We start from the raw sequence: 19,263 nt of genomic DNA, 5'->3' as shown, positions 1-19,263 counted from the left end.
TCCTCTGTGGCGTTTAGTGATTCGGACTGTGCGCCTACTGTCCGGCAGAATCGCAGTTACCGGTGCCGGCGCACCGGGCCGGCCCGCAATGGTGGCACTGAGACGTGTGGCGCAGTGGGGCTGGTGTTGCGGAAGGTGACTGGGATCCGGACGCGGTCGCCCAGGGGACGGCCAGCATGTGTCGGACGTTGTGAGCCGCGTGGCGGCATGGCGGTTGCGCGGTCGTAGTCGGCGCGGCGAGCGGGGTCACGGAGCAGAGCGTAGGCAGCAAGCACCTGCCGTAGGTGCTCGTCGGCGGTGTGCGGGGTCGGTGTATGGCGTGTGTCGGGGTGGTGGGCGCGTAGCCGGCTGCGGTAGGCGTGGGTGATCTCGGCCTGGGATGCCGTCGGTGACACACCCAACACCAGGTAGGGATCGGGATTCTCGCGCACGGCGCTGCTACCTCCGAGCAATGGTGCGGTGACTCCCGGGATTACAGGGCGACCGGGAGCCACCGCCGTGAGACGGTCCATCGGACACTGAGGCCGATCGCGCCGTCGGGTTCAACTCATCGAGGCCACGTCGCCGAGGACTCTCTTTGATGCTTGTTGTGAGCGACCCCGGGCAGCCGGCAGGGATGCCCCGAAGAGCCATCCCGCCGACCTGCCGGGCCTGGCAACGACGTGATGCACTGCCCACTTCGAACTGCCACCTCGAGTGGCGGTGCGTACGCGGGCCGATCCCGGACGCTGGAGCCGGCCGCGGTGACGCGACATCGGAATCATTGTGGGCGACACGCGCGTCGTTGCTGCTGATGATCATCGGTGGTGGCATCACCTCCCCTGTCTGACAGTTCATTTCAGCAGGACAACCGGGCTTGCCGGAGGAGACCGCTGGGTAGCCCATACCGGCGTTGGGAGGCATCGCCGCGTCGGGCACCTGCGACGGTCGTTTGGCACCCATTGGCCTGGGCGCCGCCGCTGCGTCGTGGTGACGCCGAAGCGGGGCGGGCCGGGGCGGGCCGCAGGCATCTCGGAGAAAAGGTCAGCGACCTCACGCTCCCATAGGGCCTCGTCCTGCTGCAGGCGCATCCACTCGGCCTCCACTATCGCCGCCGCCTCATCGAGCAGGCTGATTGCCCATCCGGTGTAGGTCGCCATGTCATTCACCCCCTTCTCTGAATACCGCGGCCCTGCCCCAGTCGTGAGGTGGGCCGTCGTCAGGCGCCGATTGCGGTCTTCTCGTCGCTGGCGATCTTGATTCGGCGCGGCTTGGCCTTCTCGGCTACCGGGATGGTCAACCGCAGCACCCCGCCGCCATAGCTTGCCTCGATCTGGTCGCTGTCGAGGGTCTCGCCCAAGAACAACTGCCGGCTGAACACTCCACGCGGCCGCTCGGCGGACACCATCTCGCGGTTGGGATCCAGGTCGGGTCGCTTGGCGTGCACGGTGAGCACATTGCGCTCGACGTCGAGGCTCAGCGAATCTTCGTCCACGCCCGGCAGATCGAACTCCACAATGAACTTTTCTCCGTCACGCCAGGCATCCATCGGCATCACCGCCGGGCGTGCCGCCGTGCCCAACACCTGCTGGGCGAGGCGGTCGAAGTCGCGAAACGGATCGGTGCGCATCAACATGATCTCTTCCTCCTACCCATCTAGACTGTCCGACAGATCTATGTGAACTGTCATAGATTTCTTATAGCACTAGAGTTAGTTTCATGCAAGGATGATTTTCGGACGTAGTCGGTGGCGAAAGGGAGCCGTTCAGTGCCTAACGATCCTCTGCCGCGGTCAGCGCGGGGCGTGTACGGCATCTCGGTGGCCTCGGAGCTGACCGGCATTGATCCGCAGACCCTGCGGCTCTACGAGCGGCGCGGACTACTCACCCCCGGACGCACCGACGGCGGCACCCGCCGATACAGCGAGGACGACCTGGATCGCCTGCGGCGGATCAGCGACCTGGTTGCCCAGGGCATCAACATCGCCGGCATCGCCCAGATCTTGCACCTGGAACACCGCAACACCGAACTCGCTTCCGACAACAGCGACCTCAAGTCCGAAAACGCCCGGCTGCGATCCAAGGAACCGACCATCACGAGGAGGACCGGAAACCCATAACCACGATGCCGCCGCACCCGTCCCGCCGCCGACGCAGCAGAACAGCAACAGGCCGCCGCACCCAGCCGCCCGCCATACTCGACCTCCGCCTCCTCGCCGCGCCTGCGACAGAGCGACGCCGAGGGGCTGGACAACAATCGGGATCGGTGGGAGATCCCGACCGCGCAATCTGCACCAATGAAGCGGACGGTGAGCCGATTGCCACTCGACTGCTCATCGGAGTTGATTGCATGACGCGTCTTATCGGCGCACCATGAGAGATCATGCTTGACAAGCGGCTGACGCCGGACGAAGAGCGCCGGACATTCGACGCGGTGCTGGTCCGTGCGCTTACCGATGGACAGCGGTGCTCGTCATGCTCAGGCTTGCATCCCGACGTGCGCGACGCCATCGACGCGGTGGCAGAAGCGTGGCTCAACGATCCGGCGTCGCTAGCAGCCAATGCGCGCAAGGTGTTCGCCGACCGTGCGGGCACCCCGCTGTAGAGCGATACGTCGCCCCGTACTTTGCTGGACAATCGAACGACGAGTCTCCGCTCGGGGCCGAAGCGTGGGTCCTAGGCTGTCTCACCTGACCGGGCGAGACCGCGGGTGGCGGGGCCTTCCAGCAGTGTCCCGTCCGGCGCGAACCGGGAGCCATGCAGCGGGCACTCCCACGTCCGGTCGGCACCGTTCCATGTGACGATGCCGCCGAGATGCGGGCAGACCGGGGATACGGTGCGGCGCGTCCCGTCGGTGATGCTCGTTGCGCGTAGGTGCCACGGCGGTCCGCTGACCATGCCGCCGCCTTCGGCGACGGTGGCCGACGAGGCGGTAATGGGACTGACCCAGCCCTTCGCGAGGTTGAATCCGACTTCCAGATTCGCTTGCAATGCGGTGGCCAGGCCGGTGAGCTCATGCGGGCTCCAGCTGGCGAACGCGTCGGCCCACTCGACGTGGCCACCGAGCACGCGCGACGACAATGCCAGCGCGGCGGCCGCGCCGTTCGTCAGACCCCATTTGTCGAAACCCGTTGCCACCAGCACATTGTCGATCTTGGGCAACAGCGGACCCACATAGGGCAGTTCGGCGACGGGAGTGTAGTCCTGGGCGGACCAGAAGTGTGTCTGAACGGCGCCCGGGTAGTGCAGCTTCACCCAATCGTCCAGTTCGGCCACGCCGTCGGCAGGCTCGTCGGCGCGGCCGACCGTGTGGCCCGCGCCACCAACGATGAGTTTGTCGCCGCCGGCCGTCGGTGCGTAGCGCACCGACCGGGTCGGGGAGTCGACGGAGATGAACATCGGGCGGGTCACCTCACCGGGGACGTCGTAGGCCTGACAGTACGATCGGTGCGGCTTGAGGCGTGCGAAGAAACCTCCGCGGTCGAGAATCGGAATTCCGGTCGCCAGTACACATTGTGGCGTCGTGATCGAGAAAACTCGTCTTCGATCGTCATCGCCGTCTCCAGTCTCCTGCAGTCCGACACGGAGCGGACTTCGCCCTGAAACCGAAACCACTCGCACGCCTTGAAGCAAGGTCCCGCCGTGCGTTTCCAGTTCCACTGCGAGGCTGTTCAGAAGCGGCATCGGATCGATTTGCGCCTGATCCCGTAGTCGTACCCCGCCGTGGAAAGGGAAAGGAACGTCGGCGGTGTCGATCCACTCGGCACCCTCGAGTCCGGCGTCCCGGCACGCGTCGAGCACCGACTTTGCGGTGCTGATTCCCGCCGGACTCTGCGCATAGGCGTGATCGTCTTCGCGCTGCACATGCAGACCATGGTCATCACAGTGCCGCAGCAGCCAGTCCCGGCCCTCGGCATTACCGCTGACGTACCTCTGCAGGGCGTCGCGCCCGTGCTTGCCGGCGATGCGGGAAAGCTTGCTGCCTTGCAGGACGCTCAACTTACCGGTGGTGTTTCCGGTGGTGCCGGCGCCAACGTAGCGCGCTTCGACCACGGTCACCCGCTTACCCGCGCGCGCCAATAGGACCGCAGTGGTCAACCCGGTGATGCCCGCACCGACCACGACGATGTCGGCCTGAGGCACGTCGATCATCGTTCCCAGCGGCGTGGTCGAGGTGATGCGGTCGGTTTGCCACAGCGAAGTCATGGTGCGTCCAGTACCCCGCCTGCGCAACGCCAAACAGCAGGCACGCTGTCGAGGCGACAGCCGTCGCATTGCTCGGCCGCTGGCCGGGTAACCGGATGGCGCTTCGCTTGGACCAATCGGGGGCGCGCATCGCGGTGCACTTGATCATGAGGGTGTTGCTGAGATCGCCGTCAGTGTTGTGTGCTGCCTGGCCAAATCCGTTGTGCGCCTCCGATTTTGCTGAAAACACACCCGAGTCTACGCACGGTCCCGGCCCAGCTGGCGGTCAAGGCTCGCGATGCGGCGCCACGACGGTGACGGCAACGGCAAAGCTGCAGCACCAGGAAGCGGGGGTTCCGCGGGCCGCCGCGCGTTATTGAAGTGCCGAAGCTCCCCGAACTGCCACAAGGCGTAATGTCGATACTGTCCGGCTGAGCAGTAATAGGCGAAACCGATGGTCGCCTCGCCGCGGCTGATTAGTTGCTTCGTGCGACGATGCCTAGCTCTCAGCGGAGTGGACCGGGATGGCAGACATAATCGACGGCATACGTGAGGCAGACTGCGCTCCGCCCGAGTTGCGGACGGCCGGGCTTGAGCGCAGTGACTTCGAGTCGGCGAGCTCGCAGAACCTGCTCGCTGCCGGCGATGCAGTATCGCTACGTATATTGGCGCCCGATGCGCCGGCGCGGCGCGCGCGATACACCGGTCCGATGTTCGGCATCCACGAAATCGAGATGGCAGCCACCGCGCTTTTCGATGCCACCCCTTCGGCGGGAGCCGTCGTCGTGGATGTGCTCGAGGGCGCTGCGCACCACAGCGGCGGTTCAGCCGCGACGGGCCGGGTACTCGGAACCGAGAACCGCCAGGTCCTTCTGGCGAGCAGGGGTGCGCCCGTATCCCTGCGGGTCGAGGCGAGGCGCCTTCGCATTTTCGTCGTCGAACCCGCGCTGTTGCGCCGCGTCGTTGCCCAGCACCCGGGGACACCCTCCGTCGATGTCGACTTCACCGCATCGACGCTGCTTTCGGCCGATACCGTAGTTGAGGCGTGGAACCGGAACACGCAGTTCCTATTCGACTCGCTCTGTGCCGACAGTTCGCCACCCAGTCCGCTCATCGTCGACGCCTGCGCGCGCGTGCTCGGGGCGACTGTCTTGACATGCTTTCCCAACGATTGTTCGATTGCATCCGCGCCGACCTCCAGCGGTGCGGCGCTTCCCGCCCAGGTGGAACATGCCATGTCCTTCGTCGACGAGAACGCACACGACGACATCGGTGTCCAGGACATGGCCCGCGCAGTGCGCCTGTCGCCGCGGGCCCTGCAGTATCTTTTTCGTCGCTATCTCGATACGACGCCCTCGGACTATCTACGCCGGGTCCGCCTGGACCACGCTCATCGAGACCTCGTGGCAGGCGACAGAACCACCACGACCGTCAATGACGTCGCCGCGCGCTGGAGGTTCGCGCACACCGGCAGATTTGCAATGTTGTATCGCCAAACCTACGGCCAAAGTCCTCATTTGACGCTACGCGAGTGAGCTGCCGACACCTCGAGCCTGCGCTGAGCACGGCGGAGGGACCGCCATCTCCGTTGACTGTGCGCCTGGTGGATATTTCGGACCAAGAGCGAAAACGTGTCATCCATCAGTTGCCGACAGATGACCCGCAGTCGATCCGTCGGACAAACTTGTCCAGCGAGATCGGTTGCGCAACAGCATCTTAACTCTCCGAGCTGAACCGCCGACGGCTCTTGCAAATATTCACAGGAGACACGGCGCAAAGAATCGACGCGTTTGTGTTTGGCTGAGAACGTATAGGGTATTTGCGCGTGCATGCCCTCCTCGGCGCGGTTGCGAAAAGTGCTCGTCTGGCACGTGCACGGCGCCTGGACGGACGCCTTCGTGGCGGGCCCGCATGCCTATTTCGTCCCGGTGACGCGTGCGCGCGACGATCACGGCCGTGGGCTGTGCGGACGGAATTGGTCCCGGGCGACCGAGGTCGCGGCGGAGGACCTGGCGTATCACCACTTCGACGTCGTGGTGTTGCAACGGCCGCAAGAACTGGAACTGACGGAGCGGTGGTTACGCCGGCGCCCTGGCGTCGACATTCCCGCCGTGTATGTGGAACACAATGCGCCCCGGCCCTACGCGGTCGACAGTGTGCACCCGATCGCCCACCGTAGCGACATCCCGCTGGTCCATGTGACCGACTTCAACCGGCTCATGTGGGACAACGGGTCTGCGCCGACACGTGTGATCACTCATGGCGTGCACGATCCTGGCCAGCTCTATAGCGGCGAAATCGGTGCTGCGGCAACGATGATCAATGAACCGGTGCGGCGATGGCGGACCGTGGGCGCCGATTTGCTGGCCGAGCTGAGCGACTACACACCCATCGACGTCTGGGGAATCGACACCGATGAGCTCAACCGGCCCGGCCGAAAAGTGCGGAAGGTCACCGGCCGAGGTGACGTCCCGGCCGAACGATTGATGGCAGAGGTGGCCAGGCGACGGGTGTATCTGCACGTCGCGCGCTGGACCTCGCTGGGCTTGTCGCTCATCGAAGCCATGTTCCTCGGCATGCCCGTGGTCGTGGTTGCGTCCACGATGGCGCCGCTTGTGGTGCCGCCCGAGGCGGGTGTCGTCAGCGCGGACGTGCCGACACTCGGCCGGGCTGCCCAGGCTTTCGCCTTCGATCACGCGTCGGCCCAGGCAGCAGGCAAGGCCGCCAGGGACTTTGCCCTCATGCGGTTCGGAATCGACCGATTCCTGAGCCAGTGGAACCTGCTGATCGAGGAGGTATGCAGATGACCGCTGACGCATCACGGAAGCGGAAGCCGATGCGGATCGGCATGGTGTCCGAACACGCCAGTCCACTGGCGAATCTCGGTGGCGTCGACGCGGGCGGACAGAACGTCGCCGTGGCCGAGCTGTCGGCGGCACTGGCACGCCGCGGCCACGAGGTTGTCGTATACACCCGGCGCGACGATCCCGACGTCCCCGAACGTGTGGACACCGACAAGGGATTCTCAGTGGTACATGTGCCCGCCGGGCCGGCCTGCCGACTGCCCAAAGACGAGCTGCTACAACATATGCCCGAGTTCGGCCGGTTTCTTGTCGACCATTGGAGAGGTTGGCGCCCAGACGTGGCGCATGCTCATTTCTGGATGTCGGGCCTGGCCACGATGAGCGGTGCGGCCGCACACGACATTCCTGCGGTTCAGACGTTTCACGCTCTCGGTGTGGTCAAAAGGCTGCACCAGGGGGTCGATGACACGAGTCCCGACGAGCGGATCGCGCTCGAGACCCGGATCGCCCGTCGAATCGACTGGGTCGCCGCGACGTGTTCCGACGAGGTCTCAGAGCTCGTCAGGATGGGGCGAGCGCGGTCCAAGATCTCGGTGGTGCCGTGCGGGGTCGACATCGATGAGTTCACTCCGTGGGGCCCGACCGCGCCGACCGGGAAAGCCCATCGGATCGTGGCAGTCGGAAGGCTGGTGCCGCGCAAGGGCTTTGAAACGATGATTCGGGCGATGCGTCATATCGCTGATGCCGAATTGGTCATTGTCGGCGGCCCGGACAAATCTGAACTCGACTCCGATCCAGAAGCTGTGCGTCTGCAGCAGCTCGCCGCACAGATCGGCGTCGCCGACCGGGTGCACCTCTACGGATCGGTCTGCCGAGAGGACATGCCGATGCTGCTGCGCTCGGCCGACGTGGTCGCGGCGACGCCGTGGTATGAACCTTTCGGGATCGTGCCGTTGGAGGCGATGGCATGCGGAGTGCCGGTGGTGGCCTCCGCGGTCGGCGGGATGCTCGACACCGTCGTGGATAACGTGACGGGCAGACATGTGCCGCCGAAGAGTCCGCGGGAATGTGCCGACGCAATCGCTCCGATTCTGTGGAGCCGGCACCGTCGCACCGAATTGGGCGACGCCGGTCGGCGCCGGGCATGCCAACACTACTCGTGGCAACGGGTCGCAGAGGTCATGTCGGACATCTACCGTTCATTGGCGTCAGCTGACGACCGCGGGCCCGCACGAGCGCAGGTGGCGCGATGAGCCGGGTTGTTCAGATCGCCTCCAGTCGGACGATGGCGTTCTCGACGTCCGCGGGAAGCCGGTGCCGTTCGCGCAGCACCGTGGGAAGCAGCCGCAGCGCCTCGCCGAACGCCCGCGCATGCGCGGCATCGTGCGCCGCGGCTCGCGCCAGCACTGCCCCCGCCGCGACGCAGCGTCTGACCGGCCGCCTCAGCCAGGCAGCCAATGCCGCGTTCCGCAAACTCCGAGCGTCCTGGACAGCGTTGGTCGGGCGCGTTACCGACGGCTGGTGGTACGCCAACAATTCCGGGCAGAAGCAGAGGTCCCAGCCGTGGGCGGACAGGTCCCAGGACAACAGCTGTTCCTCGCCGCGGAAGTGCAATATCTTGCTGAACCCTCCCGCTGCCTCGAAGGCATCCTTGCGGACCACAGCCGAGCAGGCCAGGAAACCCAGAATCGAAGGGCCGGGCAACGCGGGATCGCGGCCAAGCGGGCTGTCTGCCAGCATCGCTGTCAGCGGATCGTCGCGCTGTGACGGCCACATCACCGTGCGCGCCGCGAGCAGTGCGACAGTGGGATGCCGATCGAACACCGTCTCGGCGATCGATGGGGCTTGGGGATCCCACCACGAGTCGTCATCGCAGAACGCGACGAACGGAGTCTGGCAGTGTGCGACGCCGACATTTCGGCCGACCGCGCCGAGATTCTCGGATAGCGCCACGACGCTGAGGCGTCCACCGGCACGCGACGACAACCTCTCGAGCGCCGCTACGGAGTCGTCGACGGATGCGTTGTCCACCACAACGACGGGGCAGCTCGTCGTATCCAGCAGCCGCGCCACCGTGGCCGCGAGCTCGTCAGAGCGGTCGCGGCTGGCGATGACGAACGACGTACGTGGGTCCATGGACATGACTGGAGGCTCTACCCGGCGAGCGCCGTCCCAAACCGGCCTACGTCCCCGCCCGGAGGCCGACCGCCGGCCCGCGCACCGGATGTCACGAGTGTTGGTGACCGGTGGTGGCGGCTTCCTCGGCGGACACCTGTGTCGCGCTCTGCTCGACCGGGGCATGGAGGTGCTGTGCATCGACGATCTGTCCACCAACGCACCCGCCGGTCGGCTCGACGGGCAGCGTGGATATCGGTTCCTGCGCCACGACATCAGTGAGCCGTTGCCTCCGGAATGGCGAGACACATTGTTCGACACGGTCTTTCATCTGGCGTCCCCTGCCTCACCCGTCGACTACCTGCGGTTGCCGACGGCGACACTTCGTGCCGGAGCAAATGGCACCGAAATTGCGCTCGGGATAGCCGAGCGTAGCGGCGGCCGGTTCGTGTTGGCGTCGACGAGCGAGGTCTACGGTGATCCGCTGCAGCATCCTCAGCGAGAGGACTACTGGGGCAACGTCAACCCAATCGGGCCCCGCAGCGTGTACGACGAGGCAAAGCGTTACGCCGAGGCCTTGACCTTCGCCTACCGACGCGAGCGTCAGATGTCGGTAGGCGTCGCGCGGATCTTCAACACGTATGGCCCACACATGCGCGCCGACGATGGCCGCGCCGTGCCGACCTTCTGTCGCCAGGCGCTGAACGGGGACCCGATGACAGTGTCGGGCAGCGGCGAACAGACCCGGTCGCTGTGCTACGTCGACGACACCATAGCGGGTCTGCTGTCACTCGCGGTGAGTGACTTCGAAGGCCCGGTGAACATCGGCAATCCCGAAGAGCTGACCGTCCTGCGCATCGCGGAGCTGATCCGCGACCTCGCAGGGAGCGATTCGCCGATCGAATTCACCCCCGCGGTCACCGACGACCCGCGGCGCCGCTGCCCGGACATCACCCGGGCGCAGCACCGGCTGGGCTGGGCACCGGTGGTCAGCTACACGAAGGGACTGGCCGCCACGGTGGACTGGTTTCGCGCCAACTCAGACCGCTGTCCGTCAACACAAACACGGGATTGATGATGCGAATTCTTGGAATCAATGCGGTATTCCACGATCCGGCCGCTGCGTTGGTCGTTGACGGACAAGTAGTGGCCGCCGCGGAGGAAGAGCGCTTCAGCCGCCGCAAGCACGGTAAGCAGGCGGTGCCGTTCTCCACATGGGAACTTCCCACCGCGGCCGCGAAATGGTGTCTCGATGAGGCCGGCCTGCAGCCACAAGACATCGATGCAGTCGGTTACTCATATGACCCCACCCTGATGGAGGGCGAATCCGACGATCTCGAGGGTCTCGACTCACAGTGGGAATATCTGCGCACGATGTATGCCCGACGGGCGCCCGGATTTCTGGCCGCCGCGCTGCCCGGCCTGGATCCGGACGCGGTGCGTCACGTGCGGCATCACATCGCGCACGCCGCTTCGACAGCGCTGGCCGCGCCAGAACCCGACGCCGCGGTCCTGGTGGTGGACGGCCGTGGCGAACGCACCTCGATGCTCGCGGGGGTGTATCGCGACCACAAGCTCGACGTGCTGGCGTCGCAGTCACTACCGCACTCGTTGGGCCTGCTGTATGAAAGCCTCACCGAACACCTGGGTTTCACGCGATCCAGCGACGAATACAAGGTGATGGCGATGGGCTCGTACGGAGTTCCGCGATTCGCCGACTACTTGCGCGAGCGTGTGCACTTCAGTGGCGACGGCGGATTCCGCACCCTGCCGATCGACTGGAACCGGTTGGCTCCGCCGCGGCGACGTACACCGTCGCATGAGATCTCGGCGTTCGCGCGACCGGAACCCGTACATGCGGATCTGGCCTGCAGCGTGCAGTTGGTGTTGGAGGAGGTACTCCTGGACCTGGTAAGGTGGCTGCGCAACCGTGTCGAGACCGACCATCTCTGCTTGGCCGGTGGAGTTGCGCTCAATTGTGTTGCCAATACCCGTATTCACGCAGAGGGCGGCTTCGCCGATGTGTGGGTACAGCCGGCCGCCGGGGATTCCGGCACCGCGCTCGGTGCGGCGCTCGCGGTGGCCGCCGAACTGGGCGAGCCGATCACCCCGATGCCGTCGGCGCAACTCGGTCGTGGGTGGAGCGACGCTCAGATCGCCGCTGCCCTGGATGAGGCCGCCGTCTCGTACGAACGTCCGCCCGATCTGGGACGCGCGGTCGGTGACGCGTTGGCCGACAATCAGCTGGTCGGGTGGTTCCAGGGCCGCGCCGAATTCGGGCCACGCGCACTCGGCGGCCGATCGCTGTTAGCCGACCCTCGGCAGGTGCAGAACCTCGAGCGACTGAACGCCGTCAAGGGCCGCGAGCAGTTCCGTCCGGTAGCGCCCATGGTGCTCGCCGACCGCGCGAGCGAAATCTTTTTCCGCGGACCGATTCCCAGCCCGTACATGCTGTTCGTGCACGACGTCGCCGAGCCATGGCGCGACCGCATTCCCGCGGTCACCCACGTGGACGGCACCGCGCGCATCCAGACCGTCGAGCGCTCCATGAAGCAGCTGTACGACGCCATCGCGCGGTTCGATGAACGCACGGGTGTTCCGGTGATCGTGAACACCAGCTTCAACACCGCTGGGCGGCCCATGGTCGACAGCCCGCGCGACGCGCTGGAGTGCTTCGGCAGCTCGCCGATCGACCTCCTGGCGATCGGTCCCTTCGTGGTGCGGCGGGCGCGATGAGGCTGGATTGCACCATCGTTATTCCCACGATTGGCCGGGAGACGCTGCGGGACTTGGTGTCTGCAATGAATCATCGCGACGGTCCGCAGCCGGCCGAGGTCGTCGTGGTCGACGATCGGATCGATCCCGGTCCACCACTTCGGCTGTCGTCCACGTTGCCGGTTCGCGTCCTGGTCAGCGGGGGACGAGGACCCGCCGCTGCGCGCAATGTCGGATGGCGCGCCGCCGGTACGCGGTGGGTGAGCTTCCTCGACGACGACGTTGTGCCCGAGGCGGACTGGCTCTCCCGGTTGGCGGATGACCTGATCAGAGCCGAAGACGCACGCGCGGCCGGATGCCAGGGTGTACTGCTGGTACCGACCTCGACGAGGCGGACCACCGACGACGAGCGCCGGACGCAGCGTCTGGCCACTGCCCGGTGGATCACCGCCGACATGGTCTACCGGCGGGATGTGTTGGTCGCCGTCGGCGGCTTCGACGAACGGTTTCCGCGCGCTTATCGGGAGGACTCCGACCTGGCCCTGAGGGTCGTGGCCGCGGGCCACCGAATCATCGGCGGGATGCGCCGTTGCACCCATCCGGTCGCAGGCTCGACCTTGCTCAGTTGTGTGCGGGCGCAGATCGGTAATCGCGACAACGCTTTGATGCGACGAAAGTTCGGAGCGGATTGGCGGCGCCGAATCGGTGAGGGACCGGGGAGGCTGCCGGCCCACACCGCCACCGTGGCGGCGGCGCTGACCGCGACGCTTGCCGCCACGGTCGGCCGCAGGCGGTGGGCGGCGGTCGGGGCGTTGACATGGCTGGCCTTGACCGCGGAATTCGCTTTGCGGCGCTTCCTGGCCGGACCCCACTCGGCTGTGGAGGCGGCAAGGCTTTCGTTCACCTCGGTGCTGATTCCGCCCGTAGCGGTCTGGCACCGGCTGGCCGGGGAGTGGCAGCATCGCCGGGCCGGCCCCGAACCGGTGCTTGCAGTGTTGTTGGACCGCGACGACACGATCATCGAGGACGGCCCATTCCTTATCGATCCCGATGGGGTGGTTCCACTGCCGGGTGTCGAGCGGGCACTCGATCGCCTGCGACGGCGTGGTCTGTTGTTGGCGATCGTCACCAACCAGTCCGGTGTCGCGCGCGGGTTGATCAGTCCGCAGCAGCTGACCGCCGTCAACGACCAAGTCGACGCGGTACTCGGACCTTTCGGCTCCTGGCAGGTCTGCCTGCACGACGACGGAGACGGGTGTGACTGCCGCAAGCCGCAACCCGGGATGGTGCTCGCCGCCGCCGCATCGCTGGGCGTGCCGCCGCAGCGATGCGTGATGATCGGCGACACCGGCGGTGACGTCGACGCCGCGCTCGCCGCAAACGCCGGAGCGGTGTTGGTGCCCACGCCCAGAACACGATCCGCCGAGATCGCGCATGCCCGGACGCACGCCCGGGTGGCCGCCACGTTGAACGAGGCGGTGTCTTTGGTGCTGCGGGAGGCGCGATGAACACGGCGTTGGTCGTCCGACTGGACAGCGCGGGTGACGTGTTGATCACCGGCCCCGCCATACGCGCGGTCGCGGCCGCACACGATCGGGTCGTGATGCTCGCCGGGCCCCACGGCCGGGCGGCCGCGGCGCTGCTGCCCGGCATCGGTGAAATAATCGAATGGCAGGCTCCCTGGGTGGATTTCGATTCACCGGATCTCACCGCGGACCACGTTGATGCGCTGGTGAAACAGCTCCGCGACCTGGCCGCCGACCGGGCATTCATCTTCACGTCGTTCCACCAGTCACCTTTGCCCATGGCGTTGTTGTGCCGGATGGCGGGAACACCTTGGGTCGGGGCCATCTGCGAGGACTATCCGGGCACGCTGCTGAACCTTCGCCATCACGTCGCCGCAGGGATTCCCGAACCCATGCGGGCATTGTCGCTGGCCGAGGCCGGCGGATGCCCACTACCCGTGGGCGACGACGGCGGCCTACGAGTTCGCGGGGCCGGCCGTATCCCCGACGCGGTGGCGCGTCTTGTCGGTGACGAGCCGTTCGTCGTCTATCACCCCGGGGCGGCGGTGCCGGCCCGCATGCCCAGCGTCGCCCGCAGCGCCGACATGGTGCGTGCTCTGTGCTCGGCCGGCTACCGGGTGGTCGTCACCGGCGCGCCGTCCGAAAGCACGCTCACCGCACAGGTGGCCGGCCATGGGGCGGTCGACCTCGGCGGGCGCACCGACCTGGCCGAGTTGGCCGCAGTGTTGCGCGCCGCACGAGTGGTGGTGGCTCCCAACACCGGACCCGCTCATCTCGCCGCCGCGGTCGGCACACCGGTGGTGTCGCTGTTCGCGCCGGTGGTACCCGCTTCGCAGTGGCGTCCGTTCGGGACCTCGGTGACCGTCCTGGGTGACCAAACCGCGCGCTGCCGGGCGACGCGGGCCCGCCGGTGTCCGGTACCGGGACATCCGTGTCTGGACGGCATCACCGATGAGGCACTACTGGCAGCCGTTCACAGATGGGCAGGAGAATCATGATCACAACACATTTCGATGCGCTGATCGACGCCGTCGTGCGGACCAAGTCCGACGTCGAGCGGATCACCGGCTGGGGCGCTCACCTGGCGGACGTACTCGCCCGTGGTGGCCGGCTGCTCGCTTGCGGTAACGGCGGAAGTGCGGCGGAGGCACAGCATCTGACAGCCGAGCTGGTGGGGCGGTTCCGTGCCGAACGTGTGCCTCTGTCGGCGATCTCGTTGCATGCAGACACGTCGGCACTGACGGCGATTGCCAACGACTACGGCGAGGACGAGATGTTCGCCCGCGGCGTGCGCGCTCACGGCCGATCCGGCGACGTGCTGGTGGCCCTGTCCACCAGCGGCGCGAGCCGCAACGTGCTGTCTGCCGTAAAGGCCGCCCACGAGGTGGGCATGGTGACGTGGGCGCTGACCGGCCGCGCCCCCAATCCGCTGGCCGGCACCTGTCACGATGCCATCTGTGTCGACGCCGCCACGACGGCCACCGTGCAGGAGGTGCATCTTCTGCTGGCACATTCGCTCTGCATGGCAGTCGACAGTGTGCTTCTGGGCAAGCAGGCTTCATGAGTACCCGACCACTTGTCATCGTGGGCGATGTCTTGCTCGACATCGACTTGGAGGGGTCGGCGACCCGGCTCAGCCCCGAGGCGCCGGTGCCGGTCGTCGACACCGAGCGGGTCTGGCACCGCCCGGGCGGGGCGGGCCTGGCTGCGCTGCTCGCGGCGCGACACGAAGACAACGTCGTGCTGGTGACGGGAATATGCGATGACGCGAGTGGACGTCGGCTACGGGAGTTGCTTGGCAACAACGGTGTTCGGGTCGTGAACATGCCCATGACCGGGTCCACAGTCACCAAGACGCGGGTGCGGGCACGCGGACAGTCGGTGCTGCGCATCGACCACGGCGACGGTTCACCGGTTGCCGGTCCACTGCCCGAGCCGGTCATCGATGTGCTCACCGCGGCACGTGGAGTGTGCGTCGCCGACTACGGCGGCGGGCTGACGAAGCTGCGGTCGCTGCGCGACGCGTTGATGTCGGTGGCCGCAGAGGCGCCGGTGGTGTGGGATCCACATCCCCGTGGCAGTGCCCCCGTTCCCGGCTGCAGGCTGGTGACACCCAATGACGAAGAAGCACAACATCTCTGCGGTGATACCGGTTCGGTGGACGGTTTGCGCGAAGCGTGGGGCGCCGATGCGGTCTGCGTGACCCTGGGGGCCAGAGGCGCGCGGGTATTCGTCGGCGGAGCCGGCTGCTGTCACGTCGGCGTGCCTCAGATCGCAGCGGGCGCCTCGGCCAGGGCGGACGTGTGCGGCGCGGGCGACCGGTTCGCCGTGGCGGCCACGGTCGCCCTCGCCGATGGCGCCGACCCTAGCGCAGCGGTGGTCACCGCGGTCGAAGCGGCCGCCCGATTCGTTGCGGCGGGTGGCGCGGCCGCGGTGTCCACACCCGCTCTGGGCGCCGACATCGGCTTGGACACCACGCCATCGGAAAGTCCACTGGGTGCCGACGTGGTCGAATTCGCCCGTCGCCTGCAGGCCGGTGGGCGCACCGTCGTGGCCACGGGCGGGTGCTTCGACCTGCTACACACGGGCCATGTCCGGTTGTTACGACAGGCGCGTCAACTGGGTGATGCACTGATCGTGCTCATCAATTCGGACCGGTCCGTACGGGAATTGAAGGGTGACGGCCGGCCCATCGTGTCCGAGGGTGACCGGGCCCGCGTACTCGCCGCGCTGGCGTGTGTCGACGCGGTGGCCGTGTTCGACGACCCCACGCCGGAGCATCTGCTGGCCGACCTGCGGCCCGACGTCTGGGTCAAGGGCGGCGACTACACGCTGGCCGACCTTCCTGAAGCCGAAGTGGTCCAGAGCAAGGGCGGCGAGGTCTTCATCATCCCCACCGTCGCCGGCTACTCCTCCTCCCGGCTGATCGCCGCGGCGCGCTCAGACCACCTGCAACCGAAAGGATCTTGATATGACACCAATTCGTGCGCAAGGTAATTCGCTGGGGAACGTACTCATCAGCGGCGGCGCGTCGGGCCTCGGCGCGGCCACTGTCGACGCCGTGGTCCGGCGCGGCGGCACGCCACTGGTCATCGACAAGAAGCCTCCGCTGAACCCGAACATCGCCTACGTCAGCGCCGATCTCGCCGACACCGCCGCCGTTTCCGCCGCGGTGACCGAACTCGCGGAGCGGGTGGAAGATCGCATCGACGGCGTCTTCACCGCCGCGGGCATCGACTCATGCGGCACTCTCGAAAGTGTTCCTGCCAAGGACTGGGAGCAGGTCGTCCTGGTCAATTTACTTGGCACTGCCGCAGTGGTGCGATCGGCGCTTCCGTACCTCAAGTCGAGTAAGGGCCGCATCGTGACGTGCGCCTCGACTCTCGGGATCAAGGCGGTCGGCGATGCCACCGCCTACTGCGCGTCGAAGTTCGGGGTGGTCGGATTCACACGCGCGCTGGCGGCCGAGTTGGCCGGTGAGGTCGGCGTGACGCTGCTGATTCCCGGCGGCATGCACACACCCTTCTTCGACGGACGCACCGAGCAGTACAAGCCTCCCCCCGACGCCAAGCTGAACAAGCCCGAGGACGTCGCCGAAACGGTCGCGTTCGCGCTGTCGCAACCGCCCGGTTGTGAGGTGCGGGAGTTGGTGGTGTGCTCATCGATGGAATCCTCATGGCCCTGACCGACCCTTCGCCCCCGGACTTGGTGTGTGTCCTGCGCGCGCTCGGCCTCGGTGACCTGCTCACCGCTCTACCCGCGTTGCGCGGTTTGCGTACTCATTTCGCTGATGCCAGGATCGTGCTCGCCGCCCCTCGGGGCCTGAGGGAATTGGCGATGCTGTCCGGAGCCGTGGACGAGGTCGCCCCGACCAGCGGGCTCGGGGATATCTGCCGGTTAGACCGGGTACCGACCCTGGCGGTCAACTTGCACGGCTGCGGTCCGCAAAGCATCGAGCACGTGCTGGCACTGCGTCCCGAAGCAGTGCTCTCCTACGCACACGAGCGTCATCCGGACGTGGCCGGTCCGCCATGGCGCAGCGACTTACATGAGGTGGATCGTTGGTGCGCTTTGTTTGAATGGGCGGGGATTGATTGTGATACAGATGATCTGGGGATCGATCGGCCCGAGGGCTATCCGTCTCGGCGCGGGGTGATCGTGGTGCATCCCGGTGCCGCCGCCGCCGCGCGTCGCTGGCCGGCCGAGCGGTACGCGGCTGTCGCCGCGGCCCTCGACGCTGACGGACATGAGGTGGTGATCACCGGTTCGGCGGGTGAACGCTCTCTCGCCATGCAGGTCGCCCAAGCCGCGGGACTACCGGAGTCCGCCGTCCAGGCCGGGTCGCTGGACCTACTGGGGTTGGTCGCCCTCGTCGCCGATTGTCGGTTGGTCGTTTGCGGCGACACCGGTGTCGCGCACGTGGCGACGGCCACCAATACTCCGTCGGTTCTGCTGTTCGGGCCCACCCCGCCGAGCCGATGGGGGCCCCGCTTCGGCCGCCACCTGGTGTTGTGGGCCGGCCATCGCGGCGATCCCCACGGCGAGCATCCGGACAGTGGGCTACTGCTGTTGAGCACGGCACACGTCCTGTCCGCAAGTCGCGCGGTGCTGCAGGACTGCGCATGACGGCCGGGATTCGGGCGGGTGTCATCGGCGCCGGCTACGTTGGACTGACCACCGCGGTGTGTTTGGCGGAGCGGGGAATCGACACGATATCGGTCGATGTTGACCGTGGCAAACTCGACCGGCTCAACGCGGGCGATGCGGTCATCGACGAGCCCGTGATGCCAGAACTGTTGCGCAGCGGCTTGTCCCGGGGCACCTTGCGCTTCACCGACGACTACGCGGCACTGCGCGATCGCGACGTCGTGTTCATCTGTGTGCCCACTCCGAGTGGCGAGGAAGGCGCCGCCGACCTACGGGCAGTCGATGCCACGATTGACCGGCTGGGCGAGGTATTGCCGCCCGGCGCAGTAGTGGTTCTCAAGTCGACGGTGCCGATCGGGACCACGCGGCGGGTCGCAACCCGGCTGCAAGGCAAGGGTATCGACGTGGTCTCGTCACCAGAGTTCCTCCGGGAGGGCCATGCTGTCGAGGACTTCCGTCATCCGGATCGACTGGTCATCGGCGCATTGAACGAGCGCGCAGCAGAACTCGTCCGCGCCGCCTACGGTCCGACGTCATCGATGGCAATGCAGATGAGCCCGGAGAGCGCTGAATTGGCCAAGTACGCCAGCAATGCGTTTCTGGCGGTCAAACTGTCGTACGCCAACTCACTCGCGGAACTCTGCGCCCGCGTCGACGCCGACATCCTCGACGTCACCAGATGTATGGGTGCCGACCACCGGATCGGAGAGGCATTCCTCAGACCCGGACCCGGCTGGGGCGGATCTTGCCTGCCGAAAGACACTGCGGCGCTGCTATACATGGCTCGCAGCCACGGCGTCGCCCTGGCCGAAGTGGAGGCATGCCGGGTCACCAACATCGCGCAACCCTCGCGGGTGGTGGACACCCTGCGCCGGGCGATGGGAAGACCGCTGACTTCGGCGCGGGTAACGGTACTCGGGCTGACGTTCAAGTCGGACACCAGCGACACCCGCGACTCGCCTTCGCTGGCGGTCTGCGCGCAGTTGGCCGAGGCGGGCGCCCATGTCAGCGGCTACGATCCGGCGCTCGGCGCAATCGATCCCGCGGTGTTGCGGCAAGCCAATGTCACCGCGGTCGACGACCCATACCGGGCCACCAAGGCGACCGACGCGATCGTCGTGCTGACGGAGTGGACGCAGTTCGCCGACCTGGACTGGGCGGCCATCGCCGAACAGGCACCCGACGCGACGCTGCTCGATGCACGAAACCTGCTGGATCCGAAGGAGATCGAGCGAGCCGGCCTCAGCTATCTGGGGAACGGGCGGCCGTCGGGCTTTTAACGCGCAGTACCGC

19 protein-coding genes are annotated in these 19,263 nt (G+C 66.7%); 14 read left to right on the top strand and 5 right to left on the bottom strand.

Annotated elements, in window-relative coordinates:
* Positions 1 to 56: 56 nt before the first annotated feature.
* The 3 genes from ACVWWN_RS11795 to ACVWWN_RS11785 all read right to left on the bottom strand — a co-directional run bounded on the left by ACVWWN_RS11795 (position 57) and on the right by ACVWWN_RS11785 (position 1,615).
* The gene (locus tag ACVWWN_RS11795) at positions 57 to 431 is read right to left on the bottom strand and encodes a J domain-containing protein (RefSeq protein ID WP_457144058.1); all 375 of its coding nucleotides are present in this window, start codon (positions 429 to 431) and stop codon (positions 57 to 59) included.
* Between the two features lie 402 nt (positions 432 to 833).
* On the bottom strand, positions 834 to 1,139 hold the full coding sequence (locus ACVWWN_RS11790) for a hypothetical protein (protein WP_457144057.1): 306 nt from the start codon (positions 1,137 to 1,139) through the stop codon (positions 834 to 836).
* A 59-nt stretch (positions 1,140 to 1,198) separates the two neighbouring features.
* The gene (locus ACVWWN_RS11785) at positions 1,199 to 1,615 is read right to left on the bottom strand and encodes an Hsp20/alpha crystallin family protein (RefSeq protein ID WP_457144056.1); all 417 of its coding nucleotides are present in this window, start codon (positions 1,613 to 1,615) and stop codon (positions 1,199 to 1,201) included.
* 132 nt (positions 1,616 to 1,747) lie between these two features.
* Here ACVWWN_RS11785 and ACVWWN_RS11780 point away from each other — a divergent pair, with 132 nt between their 5' ends.
* Together ACVWWN_RS11780 and ACVWWN_RS11775 are read left to right on the top strand one after the other, a co-directional pair.
* Positions 1,748 to 2,098 (top strand): MerR family transcriptional regulator, encoded by a 351-nt coding sequence (locus tag ACVWWN_RS11780; protein ID WP_457144055.1) that lies wholly within the window; start codon positions 1,748 to 1,750, stop codon positions 2,096 to 2,098.
* A 263-nt stretch (positions 2,099 to 2,361) separates the two neighbouring features.
* On the top strand, positions 2,362 to 2,583 hold the full coding sequence (locus ACVWWN_RS11775) for a hypothetical protein (RefSeq protein WP_457144054.1): 222 nt from the start codon (positions 2,362 to 2,364) through the stop codon (positions 2,581 to 2,583).
* 71 nt (positions 2,584 to 2,654) lie between these two features.
* On the opposite strand, the gene ACVWWN_RS11770 is transcribed toward ACVWWN_RS11775, so the two are convergent.
* Complete coding sequence (locus ACVWWN_RS11770) at positions 2,655 to 4,184, bottom strand: FAD-dependent oxidoreductase (RefSeq protein WP_457144053.1); 1,530 nt, start codon at positions 4,182 to 4,184, stop codon at positions 2,655 to 2,657.
* 503 nt (positions 4,185 to 4,687) lie between these two features.
* Here ACVWWN_RS11770 and ACVWWN_RS11765 point away from each other — a divergent pair.
* The 3 genes from ACVWWN_RS11765 to ACVWWN_RS11755 all read left to right on the top strand — a co-directional run bounded on the left by ACVWWN_RS11765 (position 4,688) and on the right by ACVWWN_RS11755 (position 8,220).
* A complete protein-coding gene (locus tag ACVWWN_RS11765; RefSeq protein WP_457144052.1) occupies positions 4,688 to 5,698 on the top strand; it encodes a helix-turn-helix transcriptional regulator in 1,011 nt (336 codons plus the stop codon).
* A gap of 294 nt (positions 5,699 to 5,992) precedes the next feature.
* A complete protein-coding gene (locus tag ACVWWN_RS11760) occupies positions 5,993 to 6,970 on the top strand; it encodes a glycosyltransferase (RefSeq protein WP_457144051.1) in 978 nt (325 codons plus the stop codon).
* 29 nt (positions 6,971 to 6,999) lie between these two features.
* Positions 7,000 to 8,220 carry a glycosyltransferase gene (locus ACVWWN_RS11755; RefSeq protein WP_457149095.1) on the top strand — a complete coding sequence of 407 codons (1,221 nt, stop codon included), beginning with the start codon at positions 7,000 to 7,002 and terminating at the stop codon, positions 8,218 to 8,220.
* Between the two features lie 10 nt (positions 8,221 to 8,230).
* Here ACVWWN_RS11755 and ACVWWN_RS11750 read toward each other — a convergent pair whose 3' ends face one another.
* Positions 8,231 to 9,109, bottom strand: coding sequence for a glycosyltransferase family 2 protein (locus ACVWWN_RS11750; RefSeq protein ID WP_457144050.1), 879 nt, complete (start codon positions 9,107 to 9,109; stop codon positions 8,231 to 8,233).
* Here ACVWWN_RS11750 and ACVWWN_RS11745 point away from each other — a divergent pair.
* From ACVWWN_RS11745 to ACVWWN_RS11705, 9 genes are read left to right on the top strand one after another with little or no spacing between them, the layout of a single operon-like run.
* The gene (locus ACVWWN_RS11745) at positions 9,108 to 10,157 is read left to right on the top strand and encodes an NAD-dependent epimerase/dehydratase family protein (protein WP_457149094.1); all 1,050 of its coding nucleotides are present in this window, start codon (positions 9,108 to 9,110) and stop codon (positions 10,155 to 10,157) included. The two genes, ACVWWN_RS11750 and ACVWWN_RS11745, sit on opposite strands and share 2 nt — an antisense overlap.
* Positions 10,158 to 10,159: 2 nt before the next feature.
* Positions 10,160 to 11,818 carry a carbamoyltransferase family protein gene (locus tag ACVWWN_RS11740; RefSeq protein ID WP_457149093.1) on the top strand — a complete coding sequence of 553 codons (1,659 nt, stop codon included), beginning with the start codon at positions 10,160 to 10,162 and terminating at the stop codon, positions 11,816 to 11,818.
* Complete coding sequence (locus ACVWWN_RS11735) at positions 11,815 to 13,305, top strand: HAD-IIIA family hydrolase (RefSeq protein WP_457144049.1); 1,491 nt, start codon at positions 11,815 to 11,817, stop codon at positions 13,303 to 13,305. Before ACVWWN_RS11740 ends, ACVWWN_RS11735 begins: the two co-directional genes overlap by 4 nt.
* Positions 13,302 to 14,321: a glycosyltransferase family 9 protein gene (locus ACVWWN_RS11730; protein WP_457144048.1), complete on the top strand. Its 1,020-nt coding sequence runs from the start codon at positions 13,302 to 13,304 to the stop codon at positions 14,319 to 14,321. The genes ACVWWN_RS11735 and ACVWWN_RS11730 overlap by 4 nt, the downstream gene beginning before the upstream one ends.
* Positions 14,318 to 14,887 (top strand): D-sedoheptulose-7-phosphate isomerase, encoded by a 570-nt coding sequence (locus tag ACVWWN_RS11725; RefSeq protein WP_457144047.1) that lies wholly within the window; start codon positions 14,318 to 14,320, stop codon positions 14,885 to 14,887. Before ACVWWN_RS11730 ends, ACVWWN_RS11725 begins: the two co-directional genes overlap by 4 nt.
* Entirely contained in the window at positions 14,884 to 16,293 is a 1,410-nt protein-coding gene (gene rfaE2 / locus ACVWWN_RS11720) for a D-glycero-beta-D-manno-heptose 1-phosphate adenylyltransferase (RefSeq protein ID WP_457144046.1), read from the top strand. Before ACVWWN_RS11725 ends, rfaE2 begins: the two co-directional genes overlap by 4 nt.
* A 1-nt stretch (position 16,294) precedes the next feature.
* Positions 16,295 to 17,008, top strand: a complete 714-nt coding sequence (locus tag ACVWWN_RS11715) for an SDR family oxidoreductase (RefSeq protein WP_457144045.1) — start codon at positions 16,295 to 16,297, stop codon at positions 17,006 to 17,008.
* Positions 16,999 to 17,949 (top strand): glycosyltransferase family 9 protein, encoded by a 951-nt coding sequence (locus ACVWWN_RS11710; RefSeq protein WP_457144044.1) that lies wholly within the window; start codon positions 16,999 to 17,001, stop codon positions 17,947 to 17,949. The genes ACVWWN_RS11715 and ACVWWN_RS11710 overlap by 10 nt, the downstream gene beginning before the upstream one ends.
* On the top strand, positions 17,946 to 19,250 hold the full coding sequence (locus ACVWWN_RS11705) for a UDP-glucose dehydrogenase family protein (protein ID WP_457144043.1): 1,305 nt from the start codon (positions 17,946 to 17,948) through the stop codon (positions 19,248 to 19,250). The genes ACVWWN_RS11710 and ACVWWN_RS11705 overlap by 4 nt, the downstream gene beginning before the upstream one ends.
* The last annotated feature ends 13 nt before the right edge of the window (positions 19,251 to 19,263 follow it).

The organism is Mycobacterium sp. URHB0021, assembly GCF_054057895.1.
This window is presented reverse-complemented; position numbering and strand designations above follow the sequence as displayed.